Origin of the sequence: Acetobacter syzygii, from assembly GCF_000964225.1 — a bacterium.
GTDB classification, from domain to species: Bacteria; Pseudomonadota; Alphaproteobacteria; order Acetobacterales; family Acetobacteraceae; genus Acetobacter; species Acetobacter syzygii.
The window spans coordinates 18,388-45,373 of sequence record NZ_BAMZ01000008.1; the positions used below are offsets into that span (position 1 = coordinate 18,388).

Genomic DNA, 26,986 nt, shown 5'->3' on the forward strand with positions numbered 1-26,986 from the left:
ATAATGTTAGAGAATTCAGAAATTTTTGTCATTGGTGGTTTAGGTTTTATTGGCTGCCACGTCGTGCGCTCACTTTTGGCCCAAGGCTGCAAGGTGCGCGTTATGAGTCGGACAAAAGTGCCTGATGCCCAGATCCACAATATGTTTGGCTATCAGGCTAATCTGAAAATAGTGACCGGAGATTTTACGTGCAAGGAAGACCTGCTTCCTGCACTTGCCGGGTGCGATACCTGTATTCACCTTGCAACAACAACACTCCCCTCCACATCTAACAATAACAAAATTTTTGATATTCAAAGTAATCTAGCCGGAACAGTCCAGTTGCTGGAGGCTATGCGCGAACAAAACATCAGGAAGATTGTCTATCTCTCTTCTGGTGGAACGGTGTACGGTAATCCGATTCATGTTCCAATTAGCGAGACACACCCGACTAACCCGATTTCCTCATATGGTATTGTTAAGCTCGCGGTTGAGAAATACTGTTATCTTTTTCAGGAACTCTACGGCATACAGTCGGTAGTTCTGCGCCTTTCCAACCCTTATGGGCCGGGGCAGACGGGTAATCGCATACAGGGTGTTGTCCCCGTCTTTATTGAAAAAGCCCTGACCGGAAAGCCCATAGAAATCTGGGGTGATGGTAATGTGGTGCGTGATTACATTTATATTGATGATGTTACTTCTGCCATCAATGCCGCGCTTTGCTACCAAGGGCAGGAGACGGTGTTTAATATCGGTCATGGAACTGGTACAAGACTGAACGATATTGTGGATGCACTAAAGGTGCTGATCGGCCAGAACATTCTGGTGGAATATAAACCCGGTCGCTCTTTGGATGTTTCAAAAAATATTTTGGACATTAGCAAAGCCCAGAAGTACCTGAACTGGTCGCCGCAGGTTGATTTTGAAGCAGGTATTAAAGCGGTTATTTCCAGCCTGGCTGATGAGCAGGTTGCAAAAAAGGAATTCTCCTGAACTCTTGCGGGAGTAGCCTGTGGCCTGTTCCTGATTAACGGAAACAAGCTGTTTGGATTGGCAAAAGCCCCGCACAATGCTTTTTATCCGGCGCTTCAGGGGGGTATTCAGTCAAAATGTGTCCGGTGTGTTCAAAGGATGCACCTGCGCTATAATTCTTCCAATAAACAGTTTTCCTTCGGGAATTAGGTGCTGGTCTGTTTATTTTTCTGGCGTCGATACAATGTTAAAACAGCTTCCCGCACTAATGAGCAGAGAGTCGTCGATGTAAGCAGTATGAAAATACCAACAATAGGCTATAAAGAACAGTATAACGCAGAATAGGGATGTATATAAAAATTACGAAATATACGTGAATTATAGAAAATATAGATCCGATAATTATTATATATATAATCAATAAATTTTATTTTTTATCAGGATATTGTAATTTTCAAAATTTAAAACTCTTATTTTATCCGTATTTAACATAAATAATACTTTCATATTCCCATATTGTTTGGGGCGGATCTATTTTCTGATGACTGGAGCATCCGGCTGAATGCGCGGTGCAATCCATTTGCCTGTTTGTGCTGGAGCCTTTAATGTCGGCCATATGTTAAATTAAGGCGTTGTGCGCGTTGGCACATTATGAGGTGAGCATATAGCCGTGTTGTTTCATCCCTTCTGCTCCTTGGCCTTATAACGCCATGTCTTGCCGTATTGTTGTAACTGGTGCTGCCGGGTTTATTGGCAGCAACATTATACACGGGCTTAACCAGCGTGGTCTGACGGATATTATCGCCGTGGATAACCTGACCAATGGCAGCAAGGCTCTGAACCTCGCGGACCTGACAGTCAGCGATTATCTGGATAAAGACGATTTTTATGATGCCCTGCTTGCTGGGCGTTTGGGTGATATTGATACAATTTTTCATGAAGGTGCCTGCTCTTCTACCGTAGAGCAGAATGGCCGCTATATGATGGCCAATAATTTTGAGACCAGTAAAAAACTGCTCGCTTATTGCCAGCAAACGGGCACCCGGCTCCTGTATGCTTCGAGCGCTGCGGTTTATGGAGCATCCACGGTTTTTAGTGAGCAGCCGCAGCACGAAAAACCGCTTAATGTTTATGCGTATTCAAAGCTGTTGTTTGATCAGATGGTCCGGCGTGCACTGCCGGGCTTGACCGCGCAGGTGGCGGGTTTCCGGTATTTTAATGTCTATGGCCCGCGTGAGCAGCATAAAGGGCGGATGGCATCGGTTGCGTTCCACAACTTCAATCAGTTCATGGCCGATGGCTGTGTGCAACTGTTTGGTGAATATGATCAATGCAGCGCGGGCGAGCAGAAGCGCGATTTTATCTCTGTTCATGATCTGGTGGCGACAAAACTCTGGTTCTTTGACCACCCTGGCCACAGTGGTGTTTTTAATCTGGGCACCGGTCATGCTGAACCGTTTAATAATATTGCAGGCGCGGTTGTGAATACAATCCGCGAGCAGCAGGGCCTTGCTGCTCTTTCCTTGGTGCAGATGGTCGAGCAGAAGCTGGTTAACTATATTCCTTTTCCGGATATGCTGCGGGGCAAATACCAGTGCTATACGCAGGCGGATATGCAGCTCCTCCGTGCTACTGGCTGCGATGTGGTGTTTAGTTCCGTGGCGCAGGGTGTGGGCGCCTATGTAAGGTCCCTGTACGCACATCATAAAAATACGTGATTGATGATGATTGAAAATTTCAAGTTTGGTCGGTTGCTTGTTATTGGGGATCTGTTGCTGGACCAGTATATTTTTGGTTCGGTTGAGCGGATTTCGCCAGAAGCGCCGGTGCCCATCCTGCGTCAGTCGCACCAGCGTGCCGTTCCTGGAGGTGCCGCTAATGTGGCGGTCAACGCTGCGGCGTTAGGGTGCCAGGTCAGTCTGATTGGTGTGGTTGGGGCTGATAAGAATGCAGCGGTGCTGCGGCAGGCTCTTGGGCAATGGCCCCAGATTGATGTGACTGGGCTGGTCGAGGAGGAGGACTGGGCGACCATTTCCAAAACCCGGGTGATCAGCGGCCACCAACAGATTGTGCGGATTGATAATGAAACCATTATTGATTTTTCGGCTAAAACCAAGCAGAGCCTGATTGCCGCTGCAAAAACTGCGCTGGATAGGGTCGATGTTGTCATCTGTTCGGATTATGCCAAAGGCGTACTGTCCGACCTGGTGTTGCAGACTGTTATTGACGCCGCTCGGGCTCACAATATTCCTGTTATTGTGGACCCCAAGCGCAAGGATTTTTCTGCGTATCGGGGGGCGTCGTTAATTACGCCCAATCTGGCGGAAATGGGCGTTGCGACCGGGTTGCCGTTGCGCACCAATGCAGAGGTTGAAGCTGCGGCACAGGTTGCCTCCGACCAGTTCGGGGGGGATGTGCTGGTGACCCGCTCGGAACGGGGAATGACATTGTGGCAGCGCAATGGGCACATCCGGCACGAAGTTGCCCGTAAATCTGAAGTGTACGATGTATCCGGCGCGGGCGATGCAGTTGTGGCGACTCTTGGCAGTGTGCTGTCCGCCGGGCAGGATCTGGATGTTGCTATTGTTATTGCAACGGTCGCGGCTTCCATTGCGGTTAGCAAGCTGGGTACAGCAGCTGTAACCCGTGCAGAGTTGAGCCGGGAATTAACAAAAGACCTGCCAAAAACAGGTGTTATTGCCACACTGGAGCAAGCCTGCGCCATTATGCAAAACTGGCGGGAGCACGGGGCATCCGTTGTGTTGACTAATGGATGCTTTGACCTTTTGCACCCGGGGCATGTCTCCCTTATTCATGCGGCCGCCCAAAAAGGGGACAAGCTTGTTGTGGCGCTGAATAGCGACGCATCCGTGCGTCGCTTAAAAGGCCCTACCCGGCCTGTGCAGGATGAGCAGGCGCGGAGCACCGTTATTGCCGCCCTGCGTGATGTGGACATGGTCGTCATTTTTGGGGAGGATACACCACTCGCTCTTATTACCGCCCTTAAACCCGATGTGTTGGTTAAAGGAGCGGATTACACGGAAGAAAATGTGGTCGGTGGGGATGTTGTTAAGGCTGCCGGTGGTCGGGTGGAACTGGTCGATTTGGTCAATAACTGCTCAACCAGCAATCTAGTAAAAAAGATTACTACGTCATCTCACGACCCTATCGGGGCAGAATAATAATCTGAGTGGCAGAACATGTGGGTTCATGATGTAGCCTTGTGGAAGAACTGGATGGTAGGGCAAGCCCTGCCATTGTGGAGTCACGCTGGTTACGATTCGACCCGCCATTTTTATTATGAACGTTTGACGTTTGATGCAGCCCCCATTGCGGTGCCACATCTGCGGCTTATGGTGCAGGCCCGGCAGATTGCCACATTCTGTATGGCCGAACACGATGGTCTTTTCCATGCTGCTGACCATGCTTTGACCTGTTTGTCCGAAGTTACAAAGCGGTACTGGCGGGCGGATGGTCAGCCCGGCTGGGTTTTTGCCATTGGGGCAGATGGTTCCCCTTCCAATGGGGTAAGGGATCTGTATGCCCATGCGTTTATCCTGTTTGCTCATGCCTGGGCTTACCGCCTGAGTGGGGAAGAGGCACTCCGCGTTGTTGCAAAACAAACGGTTGAAGAACTGGAAAAGCTTTTTGCTGCACCAGTTGGCGGCTTCTGGGATGCCGTGCCCTTGCCGGATGCAATACGGCGGCAAAATCCACATATGCATCTTCTGGAAGCTTATCTGGCACTTTTTGAGGTTACGGCAGATCAGTTTTATCTGAATCGGGCTCAGGCTCTTGTGGCGTTAGCACTGGAGTATTTTGTGCGGCCGGAATCCGGACTGCTATTGGAATTTTTTAATGCAGACTGGCAACCGTGCAAAAATCTGGGGCATAACCCTGTGGAACCGGGCCATCTGTTTGAATGGTCATGGTTATTCAATACCTACATCATGCTTTATCCGACTGATCCTCAAAAAGAGCGGATACAGGCCGTTGCAGAGCGTTTGTACCAGCTTGGTCAACGCTATGGGCTCAAGCAGAATGGCGTGTGTGATGGCATTCTGGACGATGGCACGTTAAGCCACGCCAGCACACGGATATGGCCGCAGACTGAACTGGTGCGACTGCTCGCCTGCCGCCAAAAAAGAGCTTTAGGGAATGGGGCAGAAGCGGGAGTGTTTAAAACTCTGACCCATATTTTCTTCACGCATTTTGCACCGGAGCATTTGCATGGAGGCTGGATTGACCGTCGGGCGGAGAATGGTCAGCTTGCTGTTGATCACATGCCTGCAAGTTCTCTTTACCATATTTATGGTGCAGTGCGTGAGAGTGTGTCTCTCCTGTAAAGATTTCTGGAAAATGCGTTCAAGATAGTAAAAAACCATCAGCCAGATAGGGCTGATGGTTTTTGTTGTGTGCGCGCTTTTTATTTGGAGATCAACTGATCTCTCATAAAGGTTGCAAAAGGCTTTATTTTTTCTTTCCCCTTGCTGGGGGTCAAATGCCAGCATTTTTGTAAAATAGAAAACCGGAGCGACCTTTTGGCATTGGAAACAATAGCCTGCACAGGTGTAGGATTCGGCGCTATGGGGGCTACCGTAATTGGCGCAGGGGGCGGCGGCGCTACTGGAGCAGGCGCTATGGGTGCTACCGGCATGGCTGGCGGATGCTTGACTGCGATGGTATGGGACAACGCATTCATCAGCACGGTTTCATAGTAAGGTGTTTTACGCAGATAGTACCAGTAATATTTAGAAAACGGATGCTCCAGCCCATCCCATGGTTTGGGGTGTCCGGCAAAATGTACAATCTGCGGGTTTTTCTGGGCATTCTGGTAAGATTTGAGATCTTCATTACACAGATTGGACCAGTGGTGTTCATCCATCACGACTGTGTTCATGCTGGATGGCAGGAACTTTACGCGGCCCTGGAAGTATTTGTTAAGAACATCTTGGTCAAGGAACCAGAAGGGTCTGTTAATCAGATCCCTGATCATTTTCCTTGTAACGTTCTCTTTCCTCATTTCCTTCAGATTGAAGTAAATGACGCCAGATTGAAAATAATCCCGGTATCTGGACTTCATGCCCAAATAATCAGACAGATATTTGACCGTGCTCAGTGCTCCAGTTTCCTGCAAGGAGCGCACACCCATGGAAATAAACGCACGCACAACAAGGTCGGGAACAGCAGCGGCCAGATTATTCCCCAAGTCAAAATCAAAGAGGGGAGCAATATCAGACATAACAATCAGGTCTGTATCAAGGAAAACAATGCTGTCGTAGTCTTTAAGAAGTTCAGGCAGCTTCAGGCGGAAAAAAGTTGCCTGTCTAAAATATGTATTGGTTGGAATATCTTCGATATTATTCTTCATGCTGATGTAGCGGATACAGGATTTTTCTGTATTTGCTATTTTGTTTAAAATTCTTCTATTTTCGTCTCCAAGCCCACCATCAAGAATAATAAGATCCAGAAAGTGTGAGCCGGAGGCATTATCCAGAATGGATGCGAGCAATGCCGCCAGATGCGCCACGTAATGTTCGTCCGAGGCAATGGCAATGGACGTAATGGGGAGGGATGACTTGGGTTTTTGGATATCAAAAACTGGTTTGGTATCCTGTATGAACACCCGCTCAGCAAAGTAAACCTTTCTCTGCTTGTCATCGAGCATCTTCAGGATGAACACAGTAAACAGGCGTTCGCTTATATAACCAATCGCACGCCGTGCTGAAGGCGTATAGTCCGATACGTCCATACGGCGTTCCAGCTTGGCCAGCACATCAAACAGCCACTCGGAGTATTCTTCAAACAGATCCCGGCGGAAAATGAACATATTGCCTGCGTAGATCGAAGTGCCACGCATCATTTTTGTAAAATATTTAAAATATTCGGGATAAAACGAGTCGATAATATCGCCAGCAGCCTGCAGATCGTTAATGTGATGGTCCGGGGCTGTCCGGTATTGTTTTTCCAAGGTCATGCCAAAATCAAAAGGCGTAGGAATGACGGCGTCATACTCCTCCATCAGGGCATCTACGCGCTTTTGGGTCAGGTCATAACGTTCCAGAAAATTGGGCGTTACGGCGGGTTCGTACACCAATCCATGTACGTTAAGCTGGCGTTTACTGTTGGCCTTCAGGTCCAACAGGCGCCGATAGTGGAATAAACCGATGTTGTCCGATGTTTTGTCGTTCTTCCAGGCCCAGTAATGGGCTGTCAGTTCGCAATACTGGTCATTTTTTTTTGATATGTTCGGTCCTGTATTGTCGCCGAGCATATCAAGCTCGAATTTTGCTTTTGCACGACCTAGCTGAATAGGCTGCAACACATCAGATTTAAAAATATGTGAAGTGTTGAAATAACCAACGTAAATAGTTGTACAATTCATCGGATTACACTCATTGGATCCCAAAGTGGACTTGCATAAATTACTCTTATCTTATTCTATACCGGAAGCCATATGGGAGGCTAGCCTGAAGTCCATAAAAAAAAGCCTGTTTACGCAAGGGGTTCCATGCACAAATTGTACTGGACATAAGGGCATTTTTCCCTTTATATTAAAATTTGTTTTAAAAATAACAGTTTTATTACATAAATCTTAAAATAATTAGAGTCGCGCTACACTCAGGCAGTCTAGCTATCTTAACAAGAATAGTTTCTCATTGTTTCTGGGGTTATGTTTTCTTACCAAAAATAACGGGTGTGGTATTCTTGCCTTTGAGTGGGATTTTTTATATTCACATAAACGAATGATCAAAAGCTTTCTCTTTGGTTTTTTTGAAGAGAAGGATGTGGAGAATAGAATAAATTATGAATAATATTATCCACTCCGTTTTGGTAACATACAATACGCAAATAGAAATACTACATAAAACCATTGCCAGTGTGTGCGGGCAGGTCGATCAACTTATTGTTGTTGATAATGGATCGAAAAATATTCAGAGTATTACGGATGTTGCTCGTTCTTATGGTGCAGAACTTGTTGCCTTGCCGGTTAATAAAGGGATCGCCTATGCGCAGAATATTGGTATCCAAAAAGCTATTCAGCAGGGATGCCATTATATCCTGTTGATGGACCATGATACGATTATGGCTGATGGGTGTGTGCAGTATTTATGCCATGAGTATGAGCAAATAAAAAAGAACAATACTAAAATTGGCTCCTTATGCTGTGCGTATCAAAACACGCACGATAACATGGTGAGTGCCGTCTGGTACACGCAGGGCATAATGCTTTGTAAAAAGCAGGTTGATTATACGCAGCAAAAACTGTTTGAGGTGGATTTTACTGTAGCGTCGGGGTCTTTACTCTCTGTTGAGGCCCTTAAAGATGTGGGGCTGATGGATGAGAGACTGTTTATAGACCTGGTTGATGTTGAATGGGGTTTAAGGGCGAATTATCTGGGATATAAGAATTTTCAAAGTTTTGAATATATTATGCAGCACACTCTGGGGGATAAAAAGATAAAAACTCCCTTGGGGTCTGTAACCCTGCATTCTCCGGAACGAGATTATTATTATATAAGAAATTCCATTCTCATCTCCAGAACAAAAGTCATCAAAGCCTCATGGTTTATATTTTTCATAAAACGAATATTTATTTTTCTGATCGTTTTCTCCCTTTTCGGGGATCATAAGCTTCGTCGTTTGCGTCTGATGCTTGATGGCGTAAGGGATGGTCTTGCAGGGCGGGGTGGTCCATTGCCACGGTAAGCGCGGTCGTGTCCGCCTGTTATTTTATTAAGTTTATTCAAAGGGGTTGAGGGTATTGCCCATGCAGATGGTTTCAAAAATTTCGTAAAGCATGTTTACACGCTCTTTTTTGCAGTTTCCATATTCTGTGTTGGAGCAGGTCGAAGCTTTTGCCGCGCATCCTCCGCGCTTTGTCTTGGCGGAATAACATTTTTTGCTAACAGTCAGGTCGGAGCGTCTGGGTCTTGTGGCGTCAGACCCCGACCTGTTTTTATGTGCAAGATATAACCAGTCCAGCATGGCTTTTGGTCATGGCAAGCTGGTCATGCCTTCCCTGATGTTAATGGGAAAAATAAGCATCCAGAATGGGTTGGGGTTCGCCAATCGCTTTGATTCGTCCGTGTTCCAACCAGATAATCTTGTTGCAGTTCTGCTCAAGCATACTGCGTGAATGACTTGCCAGAACAAGAATTTTTGTTTTGTCTACAAGAGATTTCATGCGTTCATTGGCGCGGACCTTAAAGTTCTCATCGCCGGTGGATAGCCACTCATCCATGATCAGAATATCCGGGTCGATCGAGGTGGAGGTGGCAAAGGCAAGCCGCATTTGCATCCCGGAAGAATATGTTCTGAACGGCATATCCAGAAAATCGCCCAATTCGCAAAATTCGGCAATTTCTTCCATTTTTTCTTCAATCTGTTTGGGCTTCAGCCCCATCATGGCCGCACGAAGCTTGATGTTGGAGCGGCCTGTTTCTTCATGGTTAATGCCAAGGTGAATATTGATGAGCGAAACACACCGCCCCTCTACTTCGCACACGCCAGATGTGGGGATGTAAATGCCCGAAATCACGCGCAGCAAAGTGGTTTTGCCAGCTCCATTATGGCCCACCAACCCAACCCGGTCCCCGTGAACAAGGGAGAGAGAAATATCCTGTAGGCTTTTTACGACAACTGTATTGCCCTTGCCTTTTTCAATCTGCCCACCAGTTGCAAAGCTCAGAATGGTATTTTTCAATGACCGGCCTTGAGCATTGAAAATAGGAAACTCGACGCCAACATGTTCCAGGGTAATAAAGGCCATTTTTTATAACCAGTAAGCTATTCTACGTTTGTATTTTCCAAGGGTGTAGAGTGCAGCGCACCACCCAACGACTGCAAGGCCACAGCAGAACATCCATTCAGATGCCGCCGGAGCGTACCCCAGCAGGGGCATTTTCACAACGTTGATGAAATTGTAAAACGGGTTCAGGGTCAGCATTAAAGGTGAAAAATTGGGTGGAAATGCCTTAACGCTCCACACAACAGGTGTGACGTAAAAAAGAATTTGCATAATACTGATGATGATTTGCTGAAGGTCACGGAAGCGGGTGCAGAATACCGCGGCAATAATGCAGATCCAGCTGAGATTGAGAAAGACGATCAGCAGCCCGAAAATGGATAAAAAAGCGTAAAAATTTATTTTATATCCGACACATAGGCAGATAAACGGGAAGATAACAATATTGTGGCAGAATGCGATAAAGTTCCGGATTAATGTTCTTATAATATAAGTAAAAAATGGCAGCTTGACCTGAAGAATAATATTTTCAGAGCTGATAAAGGACATGGAGCCTTCCGTTATGGAGGCGTTCATAAAGTTCCACATGAGAACACTGGCAGAAATATTGGGCAAATATTCCAAAAGGTTAAACCGGAACAGACTGCCAAAAATAATGCCGAGTGTTGAGATGTAAATGAGCGTGTTAATGGTCAGCCAGAACTGGCCAAGCCGGGAGCGTTTGTAACGGATGGAAATGTCCTGCCAGGCGAGCATACAGGGCAGCCAGTACCCATGTAGTGCCTCAACAATGTCTTGCAGGCCGATATAGAAAGGTGTTTTTTTAAACATTTCCATTCCGAGAAAAATACATATACGTAAGCCATATAGCACGCATCAGCCATGTGTCATGTATCTGAGTAGATTTTAGACCCTTGGAATAAAGGGCATTTCTGGTTTTTGTGCGGCAAGGGAGTGTTCCAGCAGTCTGCGTGGTCAAAAAGCAGAGCAGGCAGGCCCAAAGGGGCGTGGGCAGGCACCCAGAGCACTTGGTCCGCAAAAGATCGATATGATTGTGGGGGGTAAAGGCCCCACCATGCTGGGCCAATGGCGGCATGGTGGAGACTGGGGCTACCTGTTACGCAACCCACAGTGGCGTGGGTTGATGGCAGGTGTTCAGGAACGGTCGCGCAGGGAGAGGTCCATAAGAACCCGGCCCAGCTCGGTTTTGCCAATATTCTGGGCCTGTTCAATCAGCTGCTGGCGCGAAATGAACCCCATTCTGTAAGCGACTTCGGTGGGGGAGCCAACCAGCATTCCCTGCCGGGCCTGAATGGTGTGCACAAAGGCGCTGGCTTCTAGCAGGCTGTCTGGCAAACCGGCATCCAGCCATGCGCAGCCGCGGCCCAGCCGTTCGACCTGCAGGTTACCTTCTTCCAGATACATGCGGTTCAGGTCTGTAATTTCCAACTCGCCGCGTGCGGAAGGGCGCAGCTTGCGAGAAAATTCCAGCACGCGATGGTCATAAAAATACAGCCCGGTTACGGCCCAGTTGGAGGCCGGGTCGGCTGGCTTTTCAATAATATCCAGCGCGCGGCCTTCCGTATCAAACGTGATCACCCCATAACGTTCGGGGTCACGGACCTGATAGGCAAAAACCGTCGCGCCGATTGTGCGCTGGGTCGCCTGTTTGAGAATGGCGCTCAGATGGTCGGCAAAAATCAGGTTATCACCCAGTGCCAGTGCACAGGGGGAGCCATCCAGCCAGTCCGCCGCAATCAGGAATGCCTGCGGAATACCGTCGGGCGAGCTCTGGGTGCGGTATTCAAACGTTACCCCAAACTGGGAGCCATCGCCCAACAGGCGTTTGAACAGCGGAATATCCTGCGGTGTGCTGATGATCATGATGTCCCGGATACCGGCGAGCATCAGCGTGGACAGCGGGTAATAGACCATTGGCTTGTCATACACTGGCAGCAATTGCTTGCTCATGGCCAGAGTCAGCGGGTGCAGCCGTGTGCCTGCGCCGCCAGCCAGCAGAATACCTTTCATGGGGGGGGTGCTATTTGTCATGAGTTTTTAATACCAAGCCTTTGTCCAGTATAGCGGCGGGCCCGAATGCTTTCCCACCATGTCCGGTTTGCCAGATACCATTGAATGGTACGCCGGATTCCGCTTTCAAAATTATGTTCGGCTTTCCAGTCCAGTGCCTGCTCGGCATGAGATGGGTCAATCTCATAACGGAAGTCATGGCCCGGTCTGTCTGTCACATAGCGTATCAGACGTTCACGCGGTCCCTGCTCTTGTGGAGCAAGCTCGTCCAGAATCCGGCAGATGGTCTGCACGACTTCCAGATTGGTGCGGGGCTGGCGTGCGCCAATGGCGTAGGTTTCGCCGGGTTGGCCACGTTCTACAGCGCGGATCAGTGCCTTGGCGTGGTCTTCCACAAACAGCCAGTCCCGGATGTTGTCCCCTTTGCCGTAAACGGGCAGGTCCTGCCCTTCAATGGCATTGATGGTAATGAGCGGGATCAGTTTTTCGGGGAAATGCCAGATCCCGTAGTTATTGGTCGTGTTGGTAACAAAGGTTGGAAGCCCGTAGGTATGGTACCACGCCCGCACCAGATGGTCGGATGCCGCCTTGCTGGCCGAATAGGGGCTGCGGGGGTCGTATGGGGTGGTTTCCGTAAAGGGAGGATCATCGAGGGAGAGGGCACCAAACACTTCATCGGTGGAAATGTGGTGGAAGCGGAAAGCCTTCTGGTCCTCGCGGTCGAGTGTCTGCCAGTAACGGCGTGCGGCTTCCAGCATGGAATGGGTGCCGACCACATTGGTCTGGATAAACACATCGGGCGAATCAATCGAGCGATCGACGTGACTTTCTGCCGCCAGGTGCATGACCGCATCGGGGCGGAAGGTATCAAAAAGCGTATTCAGGCTGGCGGTATCGACAATATTGGTTTTGGAAAAGCTGTAACGCTCACTCTGGGCAGAGTTTTCGATTGTTTCGGGCGAGGCTGCATAGGTCATGCAGTCTACGTTCAGCACCGAATGGTTGGTTGATTGAATAATGTGTCGGATAACGGCGGATCCTATAAATCCACATCCACCGGTTAGCAGGATACGCACATATCACCTCAAGAAAAAATTAAGAGGCAGCCATCCACTTTGCCAAAGGGAAAGCAGTCCCAGTCCACATAAAGATTGTTCAGTCTGTAACAGAAATATTTTGGAATTTATATATCTATAACGGCAGATTATCCAGCCTGATACATGGGTGTTGTTCCGGAGTGTTAGTTCTGCGCCTCTTTTTGGGGGGAGGTGCTTAATATTTGATGAACAGTGTTGTGCAGGCTGCCCTGCCAATGGGGCAGGGTCAGGCCGAAAGTCTGGTGGAGCCTGCCAGTATTCAGCCGCGTATCTGCCGGGCGGGGGGCTGCTGTTGGCCAGTCTTTGGTGGCAATGGGCACAATATCGGGCGCTGTAAGGCCGTGGCGGGCTGCGGCTTTAAAGGTTTGAACAGCAAGCTCATACCAGCTTGCATCCCCTGTGCCACAGGCATGAACAAGACCCGCGTAACGCTCCTGCCAGCCCGTGTGTTCGATTTGGCAGAGGATGCGCAGAATCGTCCACGCCAGATCATCCGCGCTGGTCGGGTTTCCCCTCTGGTCGTCCACCACGCGGAGTTGTGGCTGCTGCTGCCCGGCATTGAGAATGGAGCGGACAAAGTTTTTGCTATGGGCGGAGTAGACCCATGCCGTGCGTAAAACAATGCTTTGCGCATGGGTGCGCAGCACGGCTTCCTCCCCCTCGGCTTTGGTGCGGCCATAAACACAACGGGGGGAGGTGGGGTCGCTCTCCGTGTAAGGGGTGCCTTTAAGGCCATCAAATACGTAATCGGTGGAAATGTGCAGCAGTGGAATGCCCCGCTCGGCGCAAAGGCGTGCCAGCGTGTGGGGGGCATCGCGGTTGGCTCTGGTCGCGGCCGCCGGTTCGCTTTCCGCCAGATCAACATGGGTCCATGCTGCGGCGTTAATAATGGCGGCGGGGGCTACGCGTGCAACCGTTGTGGCCAGTGTGGCTGGGTGGTCAAAGTCAAGCTCGGGGCGGCCAGCAAGGCGTATGCGTGGCCCTCCCTGTGCAGCCAGTGCCTGTGCGAGCTGCCCGTGCAGACCTGTAACCAGAATGGGTTTGCCGTGGGGGATAAGGGCTGGTTGTATGCCGTATTCAGCTCCGGTCATACAGACCAGTCTTTAACGGCGGCAAAGTCGGGGGCCTGCTGGTCTTTATCAGACAGAAGGGCATCCTGTTCGCTTACAGGCCATGTTATGCCCAGTTTCTGACTGTTCCACCGAATAACGCGCTCTGCATCCCGGTTATAAAAATCCGTGCATTTGTACTGCACTTCGGCCCCATCTGTCAGGGTGCAGAACCCGTGCAGAAAACCGGGGGGAATCCATAGCTGTGCGCGGTTCTGTGCGGAAAGCTCGGACGTGACCCACTGCCCAAAGGTGGCTGAGCCGGGGCGGATGTCCACTGCAACATCCCATATGCGTCCGTGCGTACAGCGGACCAGCTTACCCTGAGCATAAGGGGCAAGCTGGCAGTGCAGGCCACGCACAATCCCCTTGGAATGGGAAATACTGTGATTGTCTTGTACAAAAGTGGCGTCTATGCCCATTTCCCGGTAGCGGTGCTGATTGTATGTTTCAAAAAAGCAGCCGCGAGGGTCATCGTATTGATGTGGCGTAATTAAGATGACGTCTGGGATAGAGAGGCGCTGCACATTCATCGGAAAACTGTATCAGATTGTTTTTGGTTCAAAAAGTGGAAAGGTAAGACGGTTTGGTGGCATGGCTAAAGAGTTTACTTTTTTGTAAAAGCGCCGTTGGCCTGAATGCCGGTGTAAGTGGGAGACGTGTGTGCGGTATTTGGTAACGGGTGGAGCAGGCTTTGTTGGGAGCCATGTTGTGCTGGCCCTGCTGGATGCCGGGCATGATGTTGCCGTGCTGGATAACTTTAGCACCGGGCATAGGGCGGCCGTGCCAGAGGGGGTGCCGGTTTATCATGTGGACCTCATGGACGATCAGGCAACAGCAAACGTGCTGGGGGACAAGCCGTGGGATGGCGTTCTGCATTTTGCATCGCTGTCCCTCGTTGGGGCCAGCATGGCGGATTCTTTCCATTATTTGCGGCAGAATTATGTGACCGGGCTTAACCTTGTGCAGGCCTGTGCGGCACATGGCGTTAAAAAAATCGTTTTCTCCTCAACCGCAGCCCTGTTTGGTGGGCCGGAACGGGCAGAGCCTATACCGGAGACCGCTCTGGTCCAGCCGGACTCCCCTTACGGGGAAAGCAAATTTATGGTCGAGCGCATTCTGCACTGGGCGGACCGGCTGTATGGGGTCAAAAGTGCGTGCCTGCGTTACTTCAATGCCGCCGGAGCGGACCCGCACGGCCGCGCGGGGGAAGACCACCGGCCAGAAACACACCTGATTCCCCTCGCCATTGATGTTGCCTTGGGGCGCAGGTCAGCGCTCCGGCTGTTTGGTACAGATTATCCAACGCATGATGGTTCCTGCATCCGCGATTATATTCATGTCACGGATCTGGCGGATGCTCATATCCGCGTTCTGGACCAGATCGGGGCGCGGAGTGTTGTGTATAATCTTGGGAATGGCCGGGGCTATTCCAATCTGGAGGTTATCCAGAGTGTGGAGCGTGTAAGTGGCTGTAGGGTCGCGTGGGAAAAAGCCGGGCGTCGCCCTGGGGATGCTGCCGTGCTGGTGGCGGATTCCACCAGCTTGCGGCAGGATACGGGCTGGACGCCGCAGTGGAGCACGCTTGATAAAATTGTTGAAACCACCTTGCAGTGGCGCAAAAACAACCCCGAAGGGTACACGCGCTAACGGGGGTTAGTCGGTGCCAAACAGGTCGCGGGTAAACACGCGGTCCTTCACATGTTCCAGTTCCGGGCGCATCCGGTTGCTGACGATAATGGATGATAGGGACAGGAACTCTTCCAGATCGTGCAGAACCCGCGAGCCAAAGAACAGCTCTTCCTGCATGGCGGGTTCGTAAACAATAATCTCGATCCCCTTGGCCTTGAGCCGCTTCATGATTCCCTGAATGGAGCTTTGCCGGAAGTTATCGGACGCGGTTTTCATGACCAGCCGGTAAATGCCCACCACCTTGGGCTGCATGGCCAGAATCTGGTCTGCCAGAAAATCCTTGCGCGTGCGGTTTGCATCCACAATGGCGCGGATCAGGTTCTGGGGCACCTGTATGTAGTTGGCTAGCAGCTGTTTGGTATCTTTGGGCAGGCAGTACCCCCCATACCCAAAAGAGGGGTTGTTGTAGTGCTGGCCTATACGGGGGTCCAGGCACACGCCTTCAATAATCTGCCGGGTATCCATGCCACGGGCCAGCGCGTAGCTGTCCAGTTCGTTAAAGAACGCGACCCGCATGGCCAGATAAGTGTTGGCAAACAGTTTGATGGCCTCGGCCTCGGTTGCACCGGTAAAAAGGACGGGAATATCCTTTTTAATCGCCCCTTCGACCATGAGCGCTGCAAAGCGTTCCGCCCGTTCGCTCCGTTCGCCCACAATAATACGCGATGGGTGGAGGTTGTCGTATAAGGCGCGGCCTTCGCGCAGGAATTCGGGGGAAAACATGACCTGATCGGTTTGCAGCTCCGTACGGATCTGTTCCACAAAGCCAACCGGAATGGTGGATTTGATGACAATGCTCGCATCCGGGTTAAGGGCGCATACGCTGGCGATCACTCCGGTAACGGAGGATGTGTCAAAGTAGTTTTCCCGCGCATCGTAATTGGTTGGTGTGGCAATAATGACAAAGTCTGCATGGCGGCAGGCGGCAGCCAGATCGGTCGTGGCGGTGAGCGAGAGCGGTCTGTTGCGCAGGTAGTCTTCAATCTCGGTGTCAATAATGGGGGATTCCCGGTTGTTCACCCTGGCAACCCGGGCGGCATCCACATCCACAGCCATGACATCATGATGCTGGGCGAGGAGAATGGCGTTAGACAGGCCAACATACCCCAGACCGACCACTGCAATTTTCATGACCACTCCCTCAGCCGTATACAGGCGGGCATGTTGGCCCGGCGCACTATGGCGTTGCAATACATGAGCGGCCAGAATCCGTCACGCTGTTTTGGCAGCGTGGGGCAGGGGAGTGCGGCGGCTGGCTTAGCTGGTCCGTACGCGTTTGGGCAGGGCTGGCGGGCGGGGTGGAATAGCGGTCTTTTTGGGTAAGATCAGATATTCTTCAAGGTATTTGCCAAGTTTGATGTCCCGCAGATGTGCTTTGAGTGCAAGGAGTGTCTCAAACGAGTGCGGGTGGTAGTCACCTATCGTGGCATCCCTTCCGACGACCAGTGTGGAATCTGCAAAAGCAATCAGCAGGCAATGTTTGGTATTGTCCAGAAAAAGCCGGTTTTCCCCGCGTGCAAAATATCCGCTCAGCCGTTCACGGGTTTTGGCGAACAGGTAGTACGCTGGCTTGTAAATGGTTTTCCCCCCGTTTTCTTCCGCACGCATGATCAGGAACGAATGGCTTTGCGCCGGAGGGGGGATCAGCACATGGCTCGTAGCCAGTCCGCGCAGGGCATATTCCAGCCGGGATACCAGAATATCCAGCAGTTCATAAAAAAAACGGAGGATGTTGTATTGGTATGTCATGGGGGTATCAAATTCGGGGCTGGAATGACCAAGGGCTTCTTATAGGCGCATTGCCGGGTGGGACGCACGCGGTTGTTTTGCATGGTGGTGTCATTTTTTTACACACGTCTTGCTGGTGTTTCCCACCGGGGTGTGGGGGCGGCAGAGGCTGGGCAGACATGCGGTATGGGCTGTGGCCTGCCCCATAGCCCTTGAGGCACACATAAAAACATGAATATTTTCTGAAATTCGGGAGATTCCGGTAGGGAGCCACACGCCCTGCACTGGCGGGGCCGGGGTTCAGCCCCCTATAATCCGGGGTAGGCGGGGCTGCGTTGTACCGCCCCCGGCACGGATATGGTGCCTGCTGTGGCAGTGGGCCGGTTGTGAACAGATGAGGAATGCTAGGCTTATGGCTCCGAGGCGCTTTTTGGCACGCAGCAAAACAGATACACACCAGCCCCCCCAAAGGTATGGGCAAAAACCCGGTCTGCTTTTTCTTTCCTGTCTCATGCTGTCGGGCGCAATCAGCACCGTGCATACCGGTGGCGCGCAGGCGGCAGCCGTGCCATCCGTTGTGGCGCGGCCAAGTGGTGCGGCCTTCCACCCGGACCAGGCGGACAGGGCTTTTCTGGCAGATCTGGAGCACCGGACTTTCCAGTGGTTCTGGACTGCGGCAGACCCCGCAACCGGGCTGGTGCCCGACCGCTACCCGTCTGACCAGACCCAGTCCAGTGTTGCCTCCATCGGTTTTGCCCTGACCGCATATGGCATTGGTGCGGACCGGGGGTACATTAACCGCCAGCAGGCGGTAGACCGGACTCTGGTTACCCTGCGCTACCTATGGAAGCTCCCGCAAAACGATACGCCGGACAAGGCTGCGGGGTTCCACGGTTTTTATTACCATTTTCTCAAGCGCGAAAACGGGTTGCGGCTTAACCCGGATATTGAACTTTCAAGCATAGATACGGCTCTGCTCATGCAGGGGGTTCTGTTTGCCAGCAGCTACTACACGCATGATTCTGCCGCCGAAGCCGAAATACGGGATCTGGCAGGCAAGCTGTTTGACCGCGTGGACTGGCGCTGGATGCTCCGCTCCGATAACCGGCTCAGCATGGGCTGGTCACCCGAGCGTGGCTTTTTGCCCAATTACTGGGAGGGCTATAGCGAGGGGATGATGCTGTATGTGCTGGGGCTTGGCTCTACCAGCCATCCGCTCGACCCTACTTCGTGGCAGGCATGGATTTCCACCAACAAAAGCCGTTGGGGCGAATCCTACGGTCAGACGTTTCTTAACTTTGCTCCGCTGTTTGGCCACCAGTACACCCATGCGTGGATCGACTTCCGCGGGATTCGGGACGAATGGAGTCGCTCCGCTGGCATAGATTACTTTGAAAACAGCCGCCGGGCCGTGTACGCCCAGCAGAACTATGCAGTGCAGAACCCCGGCAAATGGCAGGATTATGGGCCAAACGTGTGGGGGCTGACCGCGAGCGATGGCCCGGCGGAAACCACAAAGGTGGAAAATGGCCAGCAGCGTAAGTTCCTCGCCTATTCCGCCCGTGGCGTTGGGCGCGACTATACGCAGGACGATGGCACACTGGCCCCCACGGCGGCTGGTGGCTCCGTTGCTTTTGCACCGGAACTGGCCATTCCCGCCCTACGCACCATGAAGGATAAGTACGGGGACAGGATTTACAGTACTTACGGGTTTGTGGATGCGTTCAACCCCAGTTACCACGATGGCAAGCAGGCATACTGGGCGGATGATACCTACCTGGGTATTGATCAGGGGCCCATTCTGCTGATGGTGGAAAATTGGCGGGACGGCATGGTGTGGAACACCATGAAGGAAAACCCCATTATCTGCCGCGGGCTGATCCGCGCGGGCTTCAGGGGGGGGTGGCTGACAACCCACCACGCCATTGTAGACCATGATGATGCGGTGCGGCTTAAACAGCAGCAAACACACACAGGCTGACCATTCGGTTTTATCATCCGGCCTGTAGCGGGTGCCCGGTTATGCGGGCACCCGTTTTTTTTGCTTATCCCTGATAGGAGGCAATCTCGATCAGGTTTTCATCCGGGTCGTGGCAGTAAACGGACGTAATGGGGCCAATAGCGCCAAGGCGGGCTACCGGGCCATCCACAATGGTAATGCCGCAGGCTTTAAGGTGTTCCACCACATCGTCACTGGTAATGGCGGTAATAAAACACAGGTCATTGCCGCCGGGCAGGGCGTGGGTGGCGGTGTCCCACCCTGTGGCGTCATGCGGGCGGAGGTTGAGTTTCTGCCCGCCAAAACGCAGGGCTGTGCGGTTGTTGCGCCCGTATTCCTCCCGCTCCATGCCCAGAACACGCTGGTACCACGAGGCGGAAATTTCAACATCGCGCACGGTCAGGACAACATGGTCCAGACGATCAACTGTAAAGCGCATGAAAACCACACAGCTCCTTTTCTGTCCGCCCCACCACGGTGTGGTGGCGGGGCAGCCCCGGTTGGGGGTTACAGTTCAGCGTAGAAGTCGTTGCCTTTATCATCAATAACAATAAAGGCCGGAAAATCCTCAACTTCGATCTTCCATACCGCTTCCATGCCCAGTTCGGGGTATTCCAGCACTTCCACCTTGCGAATGCAGTCCTTGGCCAGCCGGGCTGCCGGGCCACCAACCGACCCAAGGTAAAAGCCGCCATACTTCTGGCACGCATCGCGCACGACCTTGGAGCGGTTGCCCTTGGCCAGCATAACGTAGGACCCGCCATTGGCCTGAAGCTCGGCAACGTACGAATCCATGCGCCCGGCTGTGGTGGGGCCAAAGGAGCCGGTGGGCATCCCTTCTGGCGTTTTGGCCGGACCGGCATAGTACACGGGGTGGTCTTTAAGGTACTGGGGCAGCCCTTCACCACGCTGGAGTCGTTCGCGGAACTTGGCGTGGGCAATATCGCGCGCAACCACCACCGTGCCGGTCAGGGCAAGGCGGGTTTTGACCGGGTATTGCGAGAGCGTTTTGCGGATTTCGTCCATCGGGCGGTTCAGGTCGATGCGTACGGCTTCGCCCTCAAGGTGTTCGTCCGTGGTTTCGGGCAGGAAGCGGGCGGGATCGTGCTCAAGCTGTTCCAAAAAGAACCCTTCCGCCGTAACCCGTGCCTTGATCTGGCGGTCAGCAGAGCAGGAGACGCCAATCCCCACAGGAAGCGATGCCCCGTGCCGGGGCAGGCGCACCACGCGCACATCATGGCAGAAGTATTTGCCGCCAAACTGTGCGCCAATGCCCAGCTTGCGGGTGAGTTCCAGCACCTTCTGCTCCATCTCCAGATCACGGAAGGCGTGGCCCGTCATGTCGCCTTTGGTGGGCAGGGCATCGTACCAGTGGGTGGAGGCCAGCTTGACGGTCTTGAGTGTCTGCTCGGCTGACATGCCGCCAATCACAATGGCAAGGTGGTAGGGGGGGCAGGCAGAGGTGCCCAGCGTGCGTACCTTTGTGTCCAGCCAGTCCAGCAGTTGCTGTTCGGAACCAAGGAGCGCGCGTGTTTCCTGGAACAGGAAGGTCTTGTTGGCGGAGCCGCCGCCCTTGGCCACAAACATCAGGTCCATCTGCTCGTCATGCTCGCCAGCGGGGCTGGCAAAAATATCGCACTGTACGGGCAGGTTGGTGCCTGTGTTCTTTTCCTCGAACATGGTCAGCGGGGCCATTTGCGAATAGCGCAGGCTGGTGCGGGTGTAGGTTTCGTACACACCTTTGGAAAAGGCGATTTCCTCGTTCCCTTCCACCCAGACCCGCTGGCCTTTTTTGCCAAATACAATGGCGGTTCCGGTGTCCTGGCACATGGGCAGAATACCACCCGCGGCAATGCAGGCGTTCTTGAGCAGGTCAAGGGCTACAAAGCGGTCGTTATCGGAGGCTTCGGGGTCTTTGAGGATATTGGCCAGTTTTTGCAGGTGCGTGGGCCGCAGGAAGTGCGCAACCTCATGGAAGGCACGGGCGGTCAGTTCGGTCAGTGCTTCGGGGGTTACGTGCAGAACGGTTTTGCCACCGCACTGCGATGTGCGCACACCGGCAATGTCCACCTTATGGTACGGTGTTGTGTCCTCCCCCAGCGGGAACAGGGGGGAATATGCAAATTCTGGTACTGGGGGGCGGGGGGGCTGGCTGGTCATGGTCGTGTCTCTATTCTCTCCGTCGGCCTGACCCCCCGCACACCGGGGGATCAGGCTGGTGATGGTCCTTTGCGGCGGAAGGCGTCAAGGCTCACAACCTGGGAGGAGGAGTCGCCCTGTGCTTCCGTGTTGTCATCGGTCTCGGCCGATGTGGAGTCTGCCGGGACTTCCTCCGCGACTTCCCCCAGCTCAAAGTGCAGGTTGAAGTGGATGGAAGGGTCTGCAAACCCGGTAATGGCCCGAACGGGAATAACCAGTATGGACCCAACACCCCCAAAGGACAGACCAACGGACACAACGCCCGCCTTGCGGTCCACGTTCAGGTCCCAGAACTGGTGTTGGAGCACAATGGTCATTTCGTGCGGGTACTGGGCACGGAGCCGGTCGGGAATTTGCACCCCCGGCAGGTCCGTGCGGAAAGTCAGATAGAAATGGTGCTGGCCTGCAAGCCCTTCGCGGCTCACATGTTCGAGTGCTTTGAGCATGACGCCCTTGTAAGCCTCCTGTAGCCACTGGTCGTAGGGCAGCAGGCTGGTGGGGGAGAAGGCGTCATTTCCCGTGGTATTGTCGTGGTCATCAGCCATGCTTGCTCTCCTTGCTTCAGCCGGTTTGGGTCGGGCTGGCTATTCTTATCACTCTAGCGTCAGCCATGCGCGAAAGGGTCGGCCAGTGCAAGCACCAAGGGCTGCCTGCGACCATGTTCTGTCATACACGCGGGGCGTGCGCTCCAGCAAACATGGCCTCTGTGGGGCCTGAGTGGTGGCATCTATCCGGAGTGTGTGGGGAGTGTTTTCAAGTGGGGGGGCTTCTGTTGCCCGGTGCCCCCCCGAACCGCGCTTATTGCTTATGCAGCAACAGCGAGCACCTCAGTGTTATCATTGGCACTTGTAAATTTAGCCCGATAACGGTGGTACAATGCCGGGCAAAAAAGATGTCTTTACTGCGCGTGTCGAGCCTGTTTCGTCCCCATCGGTTCGGGTCTTGCGACCTGAATGTCTGGTGGAGACGCCGGGTACCGCCCCCGGGTCCACTACGCCTATGCCACATCCCGTTTATTGCCATAGCCGCAAGAAAACTTCCGGCACCCCAAACATAGGGCTGTGGCTGGCGGATTGCAACAGTCTGCGCGACTTTCGCGGGTCTTGCGCACTAATTTGGGTATGATGAGGGGGGCGCATCTTTCCTGTTCAGGGCATTGCCTGCTACAACCCGCGGGCACAGGTGCCGCGGCTTCCGCCTGTGCTGTCTGTTTTTTCTAGCATGGTGGAGATCCTGCGCATGTCACTGACCCAAGAGCAACGTGCCGAAATTGCGGCCCACGGGCAGGAAACATTCTCCACCCGCCGCCCCACAGTGCCCGCCCTTGAGGCCATTCTGTATGACCCGCAGGAAGTGCTGGACCACGGCTTTGTGCGTGTGATCGACTATATGGGCGACGATTCCGCCATTGTGCAGGCTGCGCGTGTGTCCTACGGGCGCGGAACGCGCAAGGTGTCGGAAGATGCGGGGTTGATCCGCTACCTGATGCGGCACCGCCATTCCTCCCCGTTTGAAATGTGCGAGATCAAATTCCACGTCAAACTGCCCATTTTTGTGGCGCGGCAGTGGATTCGCCACCGTATGGCAAGTGTGAACGAGTATTCCGCCCGCTATTCCATTCTGGATAGCGAGTTCTATCTGCCCGACCCCGCACACATGGCGGCCCAGAGCGAGGTCAACCGTCAGGGGCGGGGCGATGTGCTGGCCCCGCAGGCCGCAGCGGAGGTGCTGGACATCCTGCGTGAGGATGCCGTGCGGACCTACCGCGACTATGAGCGGATGCTGGATACGGAAAACGGTTACGGCCTTGCGCGCGAGCTTGGGCGCATTAACCTTACGCTCAATACCTACACGCAGTGGTACTGGAAGATAGACCTGCATAACCTCATGCACTTTCTGGCCCTGCGCATAGACCCCCACGCACAGTACGAAATCCGGGTGTATGCCGAGGCCATGCTGAAAATCCTGCACGCATGGCTGCCCATTACCGCCGCCGCGTTTGAGGAATACCGGCGCGGTGCGGTTACTTTTTCGGCCTCCATGCTGGCGGTTGTGCGCCGTATGCTGGCAGGCGAAGTGGTGGAACAGGCCAGTTCTGGTCTGAGCCGCCGTGAATGGGATGAAATGATGGCCACCCTTAAGCCTCCCGCAGGCTGAGTGGGGTCAAGCCGCACATTGCCAGGCGCCGGAGGGGCTACCCTTCCGGCGCCTGTTTTTTATTCAGGATATTCTTGGCAAATCTGCCAGAACTTGACGCCGCTCATATAACCCTGCGGCAAAAACAGGCATGAAGCCGGGGCAGGCAGTTGGCGCGTCGCCTTGTACGCCAGTGTGGCCTGCTGTGATGTGATGCCCGGATAAAGCCTGCGCGGTGCTACCATCAGTCCGGGAATTCTGGGGAATAAAGGATAGTCCATGTTGTGTCTGAACCTGCGCTTTGTCCGTACGACTTTTCTGGCGTTATCTGCTCTGGCTCTGGGGGTGGCAAACCTGCCCGCAGCCCATGCCGACACTGCGCGGGAACAGCAGACCAAAGCCTGCAAGGGCGATGCCCTGCGCCTGTGCGCCCTTGCCATCCCTAATGAAAAGAAAATTACGGCCTGCATGGAGCGCAAAAAGGATAAGCTCAGCCCGGCCTGCCGCGTTTACTTCAAGGACACACCGGCCCACACGGGCAAATCTGCCAAACAGGCCCACAAGGCCAAACGCTAGTTTTTAACGGGCAGGGGGCAGGTCCGGACCGGGCGGGCCGCCTCCCGCCGGTTTTTGCCAGCCCCCTGCTTGTGGCCGGTGTTAGTGCGGCAGAACGCGGATCGCTGCGGCAACGGTGTGTGCAATGGCGCGCCAGGCTTTGCCCCCTTCGCTGTTGGGGGCGCCAATAACAAGCGGTACCCCGCTATCCCCGCTGGAGCGGATGTCGGCCAGCAGAGGGACTTCGCCAAGGAACGGCACGCCCATGGCCTCGGCCTCGCGCCGGGCACCGCCATGGCCGAACAGTTCCGTATTGTGCCCGCAGTTGGGGCAGCAGAAGTAGGACATGTTCTCCACCAGTCCAAGCACTGGCACCTTGACCTTTTCAAACATGGTTACGCCGCGCCGTGCATCAATCAGGGCAATATCCTGCGGGGTGGATACAATAACAGCCCCGCTCAGAGGCACCTTCTGGGTGAGCGAGAGGTGGGCATCCCCCGTGCCGGGGGGCAGGTCCACCACCATAACGTCCAGATCTCCCCAGTCCACATCGGTCAGAAGCTGGTTGATCGCCCCCATAACCATGGGGCCCCGCCAGATCATGGCTGCTTTTTCGTCCACCAGCATTCCAAGCGATACGGCGCGAATCCCCCATGCCTGCACGGGTTGCAGGCGGCCTTCCACCACATCGGGTTTGCCGGTTGTTCCCAGCATACGGTGCAGGGAGGGGCCATGAATATCGGCATCCAGCAGGCCGGTTTTCAGCCCTTCCATACCCAGTCCTACAGCAAGGTTGACCGCTGTTGTGGACTTGCCTACCCCCCCCTTGCCAGAGGCCACGGCAATAATGGTTTTAACACCGGGCAGCACAGGAGTACCCGGTGCGGGGGCGGCCCCCCCCAAGGGGCGGTGGCCTGCGCCTGCGGCCGGGCGTGCCGGTGCGGCGGCAGGGGGCAGGGACCCGGCATGGCCGCCGGGTTGGGGGTCTGGCACACCGGCCGGGCGGTGCGCGGTTAAAATAATGGTGGCGCTGGTCACGTTGGGCAGGGTTTGCAGTTTTTTGGCTGCATCATCACACAGGGCGGACAGGGCAGATGCCTGCTCCCGCGGGACGGTCAGGGTCAGGGTCAGGCGCCCCCCGTCATCCACGGTGCAGCTTTCCAGCCGTCCGGCACTGGCAAGGGAAAGCCCCGTCTGTGGTGCTTTGACAGTGCTGAGCAGGTCCATCAGGGTGTCAGGAGAAAAAGGGGCTGTCTGCGCCAAGGGTCTGGTCCTGTACTGTGGGGTTATGTCGTGCTGTATGGTGGCAACAGCAGCGCAGGCGTTCCGTCAAGGGCGTTTGGGGGTATAACGCCTTTTTTCCTGCCCCGTCGCCCATAAAGAAACCGCATTTTTTCTGGCACATACAGGCCGGGATGGGTAGAGGTGCAGCCAAAGGCTAACCGGCGGGCGGGGCAGGCCCGTGCCGAAAGGGTAAGATGCAGGCACACACGGACAAGGCGAATACACCACACTCCGCACCACAGCCCACTTCCGTGGTGCAGACGCACGGTGCGGATGGGGGGGCGGGGGCAGCCTCCTCCTCCCCCGCTACGGCCGCACCTGCACGCAGCCGCCGCGACCACAGGATTGACGCCCTGCGCGGTGCCGCCCTGCTGATGATGTTCATCGACCATATTCCCCAGAACCTGCTCAACCGCTTTACCATGCGCAACGTTGGCTTTGCCGATGCGGCAGAGGTGTTTGTGCTGCTGGCGGGGTATGCCTCCTGGCTGGCCTATGGGCGGGGCTTTACCAAATATGGGGTTCTGCCCACCCTGCAACGCCTGTTCAAACGCTGTGTGCAGCTTTACATCGGCCAGACCATTATGGTCATGGCCTATGTGTTTACGGTGCGCGGGTGGCGGCACTTTACCCCCGTATCGGTGGATTATCTGGAACCCGAACTGGCCCACGGTCTTGGCTGGATCTGGCGGGTGATGATGTTTGATGCGCTGCCCAGCAACCTCAACATCATGCCGCTGTATCTGGTGTTGCTGACCGGCTTTCCCATTTTTTACCTGCTTATGCGTATTCACCGCTCATTGGCGCTTCTGCTGTCCGGTGCGCTCTGGATGCTGGTGAACATGGACCCGGAGCTGAATTTTCCCAACTGGCTGGACCCTGATGGCTGGTATTTTAACCCCCTTGCGTGGCAGTTCCTGTTTGCTCTGGGGTTAACGGCCTCGGCCGAAACCCAGCGCCGTGGCCGGGATTTTGCCCGTGTTCCCGCCCTTGTGGCGCTGTGCTGTGTTTATTTGCTGTTTTCCGCCCTTCAGGCTTTTCCGTGGACCTTGTGGGGCCTGCCCGACCTGCGCCCCTTTGGGGATGCACTGGCTCCGGCCAAAAGCTGGCTCTCCCCTTTGCGGCTGTTTGATGTGATGGCCATTTTCTACCTCGTTCAGTCTTCGGAGCGGGCGCGCCACTGGGCGGCCCACACATGGGCGGGGCAGGAGCTGGCCCGTGTAGGCCGCCATTCGCTGGAAGTGTTTGTGGTCAGCACCATACTGGACCTGTATGCGCGCCTTATCTTCAGCACCTTTGGGGAGGGCTGGGCCTTGCAGGTGGCTGTGAATGTGGTGGGGCTGGCTATTCTGGTTGGTCTTGCCTCATGGTTGGACCGCCGGCGCAATAATGCGGCGCGCAGGCCAGCAGGCGGGGGTGCCGCCGTACCCAATGGTGCAAAGGGGTAAGGCAGGCA

The 26,986-nt window shown here is 53.9% G+C and carries 24 protein-coding genes and 1 other RNA gene; 10 read left to right on the plus strand and 15 right to left on the minus strand.

The features are described 5' to 3' along the window. The first annotated feature begins 3 nt into the window (after positions 1 to 3). The 4 genes from Absy_RS02810 (at position 4) to Absy_RS02825 (ending at position 5,297) form a co-directional block, all read left to right on the plus strand. Positions 4 to 972, plus strand: a complete 969-nt coding sequence (locus Absy_RS02810) for an NAD-dependent epimerase/dehydratase family protein (protein WP_048853221.1) — start codon at positions 4 to 6, stop codon at positions 970 to 972. Positions 973 to 1,661: 689 nt separating this feature from the next. Next, positions 1,662 to 2,669 (plus strand): ADP-glyceromanno-heptose 6-epimerase, encoded by a 1,008-nt coding sequence (rfaD, locus tag Absy_RS02815; RefSeq protein WP_048853222.1) that lies wholly within the window; start codon positions 1,662 to 1,664, stop codon positions 2,667 to 2,669. A 6-nt stretch (positions 2,670 to 2,675) separates the two neighbouring features. After that, entirely contained in the window at positions 2,676 to 4,133 is a 1,458-nt protein-coding gene (rfaE1, locus tag Absy_RS02820; RefSeq protein ID WP_048853378.1) for a D-glycero-beta-D-manno-heptose-7-phosphate kinase, read from the plus strand. Positions 4,134 to 4,151: 18 nt separating this feature from the next. Next, complete coding sequence (locus tag Absy_RS02825) at positions 4,152 to 5,297, plus strand: AGE family epimerase/isomerase (protein ID WP_048853223.1); 1,146 nt, start codon at positions 4,152 to 4,154, stop codon at positions 5,295 to 5,297. A gap of 80 nt (positions 5,298 to 5,377) precedes the next feature. Here Absy_RS02825 and Absy_RS02830 read toward each other — a convergent pair whose 3' ends face one another. Next, a complete protein-coding gene (locus tag Absy_RS02830; RefSeq protein ID WP_084596829.1) occupies positions 5,378 to 7,336 on the minus strand; it encodes a DUF4422 domain-containing protein in 1,959 nt (652 codons plus the stop codon). A 422-nt stretch (positions 7,337 to 7,758) separates the two neighbouring features. Here Absy_RS02830 and Absy_RS02835 point away from each other — a divergent pair, with 422 nt between their 5' ends. Continuing rightward, positions 7,759 to 8,661, plus strand: a complete 903-nt coding sequence (locus Absy_RS02835; RefSeq protein ID WP_048853225.1) for a glycosyltransferase family 2 protein — start codon at positions 7,759 to 7,761, stop codon at positions 8,659 to 8,661. 319 nt (positions 8,662 to 8,980) lie between these two features. Here Absy_RS02835 and Absy_RS02840 read toward each other — a convergent pair whose 3' ends face one another. The 6 genes from Absy_RS02840 to rfbC form a co-directional block, all read right to left on the minus strand. After that, entirely contained in the window at positions 8,981 to 9,619 is a 639-nt protein-coding gene (locus Absy_RS02840) for an ABC transporter ATP-binding protein (protein WP_408735013.1), read from the minus strand. A gap of 108 nt (positions 9,620 to 9,727) precedes the next feature. Beyond that, positions 9,728 to 10,456: an ABC transporter permease gene (locus Absy_RS02845; protein ID WP_158319838.1), complete on the minus strand. Its 729-nt coding sequence runs from the start codon at positions 10,454 to 10,456 to the stop codon at positions 9,728 to 9,730. A gap of 399 nt (positions 10,457 to 10,855) precedes the next feature. Then, positions 10,856 to 11,731 carry a glucose-1-phosphate thymidylyltransferase RfbA gene (gene rfbA / locus Absy_RS02850; RefSeq protein ID WP_084596855.1) on the minus strand — a complete coding sequence of 292 codons (876 nt, stop codon included), beginning with the start codon at positions 11,729 to 11,731 and terminating at the stop codon, positions 10,856 to 10,858. Between the two features lie 17 nt (positions 11,732 to 11,748). Next, positions 11,749 to 12,807 (minus strand): dTDP-glucose 4,6-dehydratase, encoded by a 1,059-nt coding sequence (gene rfbB / locus Absy_RS02855; protein WP_048853230.1) that lies wholly within the window; start codon positions 12,805 to 12,807, stop codon positions 11,749 to 11,751. A gap of 164 nt (positions 12,808 to 12,971) precedes the next feature. Next, a complete protein-coding gene (gene rfbD / locus Absy_RS02860) occupies positions 12,972 to 13,919 on the minus strand; it encodes a dTDP-4-dehydrorhamnose reductase (RefSeq protein ID WP_048853231.1) in 948 nt (315 codons plus the stop codon). Then, positions 13,916 to 14,470, minus strand: coding sequence for a dTDP-4-dehydrorhamnose 3,5-epimerase (gene rfbC, locus Absy_RS02865; RefSeq protein WP_048853232.1), 555 nt, complete (start codon positions 14,468 to 14,470; stop codon positions 13,916 to 13,918). The genes rfbD and rfbC overlap by 4 nt, the downstream gene beginning before the upstream one ends. A 130-nt stretch (positions 14,471 to 14,600) precedes the next feature. Here rfbC and galE point away from each other — a divergent pair, with 130 nt between their 5' ends. After that, positions 14,601 to 15,587 (plus strand): UDP-glucose 4-epimerase GalE, encoded by a 987-nt coding sequence (galE, locus tag Absy_RS02870; RefSeq protein ID WP_048853233.1) that lies wholly within the window; start codon positions 14,601 to 14,603, stop codon positions 15,585 to 15,587. 6 nt (positions 15,588 to 15,593) lie between these two features. Here the strand turns inward: galE and Absy_RS02875 are convergent, their stop codons facing one another. After that, on the minus strand, positions 15,594 to 16,760 hold the full coding sequence (locus Absy_RS02875; protein ID WP_048853234.1) for a nucleotide sugar dehydrogenase: 1,167 nt from the start codon (positions 16,758 to 16,760) through the stop codon (positions 15,594 to 15,596). A gap of 126 nt (positions 16,761 to 16,886) precedes the next feature. Beyond that, a complete protein-coding gene (locus Absy_RS02880; protein WP_048853235.1) occupies positions 16,887 to 17,378 on the minus strand; it encodes a hypothetical protein in 492 nt (163 codons plus the stop codon). Between the two features lie 490 nt (positions 17,379 to 17,868). Here Absy_RS02880 and Absy_RS02885 point away from each other — a divergent pair, with 490 nt between their 5' ends. Continuing rightward, complete coding sequence (locus Absy_RS02885) at positions 17,869 to 19,338, plus strand: glucoamylase family protein (RefSeq protein ID WP_146802559.1); 1,470 nt, start codon at positions 17,869 to 17,871, stop codon at positions 19,336 to 19,338. Positions 19,339 to 19,402: 64 nt separating this feature from the next. On the opposite strand, the gene Absy_RS02890 is transcribed toward Absy_RS02885, so the two are convergent. From Absy_RS02890 to ssrA, 4 genes are all read right to left on the minus strand, one after another. After that, complete coding sequence (locus Absy_RS02890) at positions 19,403 to 19,795, minus strand: VOC family protein (protein WP_048853380.1); 393 nt, start codon at positions 19,793 to 19,795, stop codon at positions 19,403 to 19,405. Between the two features lie 68 nt (positions 19,796 to 19,863). Beyond that, positions 19,864 to 21,516: a fumarate hydratase gene (locus tag Absy_RS02895; RefSeq protein WP_048853236.1), complete on the minus strand. Its 1,653-nt coding sequence runs from the start codon at positions 21,514 to 21,516 to the stop codon at positions 19,864 to 19,866. Positions 21,517 to 21,566: 50 nt separating this feature from the next. Further along, entirely contained in the window at positions 21,567 to 22,100 is a 534-nt protein-coding gene (locus tag Absy_RS02900) for an SspB family protein (RefSeq protein WP_048853237.1), read from the minus strand. 211 nt (positions 22,101 to 22,311) lie between these two features. Continuing rightward, positions 22,312 to 22,638, minus strand: a transfer-messenger RNA (tmRNA) gene (gene ssrA / locus Absy_RS02905). 156 nt (positions 22,639 to 22,794) lie between these two features. On the opposite strand from ssrA, the gene thyX reads away from it, so the two are divergent. Further along, entirely contained in the window at positions 22,795 to 23,712 is a 918-nt protein-coding gene (thyX, locus tag Absy_RS02910) for an FAD-dependent thymidylate synthase (protein WP_048853381.1), read from the plus strand. Between the two features lie 59 nt (positions 23,713 to 23,771). On the opposite strand, the gene Absy_RS02915 is transcribed toward thyX, so the two are convergent. Continuing rightward, positions 23,772 to 23,972 (minus strand): hypothetical protein, encoded by a 201-nt coding sequence (locus tag Absy_RS02915; protein ID WP_048853238.1) that lies wholly within the window; start codon positions 23,970 to 23,972, stop codon positions 23,772 to 23,774. On the opposite strand from Absy_RS02915, the gene Absy_RS02920 reads away from it, so the two are divergent. After that, positions 23,971 to 24,267 carry a hypothetical protein gene (locus Absy_RS02920; protein ID WP_048853239.1) on the plus strand — a complete coding sequence of 99 codons (297 nt, stop codon included), beginning with the start codon at positions 23,971 to 23,973 and terminating at the stop codon, positions 24,265 to 24,267. The two genes, Absy_RS02915 and Absy_RS02920, sit on opposite strands and share 2 nt — an antisense overlap. Before the next feature lie 81 nt (positions 24,268 to 24,348). On the opposite strand, the gene Absy_RS02925 is transcribed toward Absy_RS02920, so the two are convergent. Beyond that, positions 24,349 to 25,509 (minus strand): Mrp/NBP35 family ATP-binding protein, encoded by a 1,161-nt coding sequence (locus tag Absy_RS02925; protein WP_371861709.1) that lies wholly within the window; start codon positions 25,507 to 25,509, stop codon positions 24,349 to 24,351. Positions 25,510 to 25,724: 215 nt separating this feature from the next. Between Absy_RS02925 and Absy_RS02930 the strand changes: the two genes are divergently transcribed. Continuing rightward, on the plus strand, positions 25,725 to 26,978 hold the full coding sequence (locus tag Absy_RS02930; protein WP_084596835.1) for an OpgC family protein: 1,254 nt from the start codon (positions 25,725 to 25,727) through the stop codon (positions 26,976 to 26,978). Positions 26,979 to 26,986 lie beyond the last annotated feature (8 nt).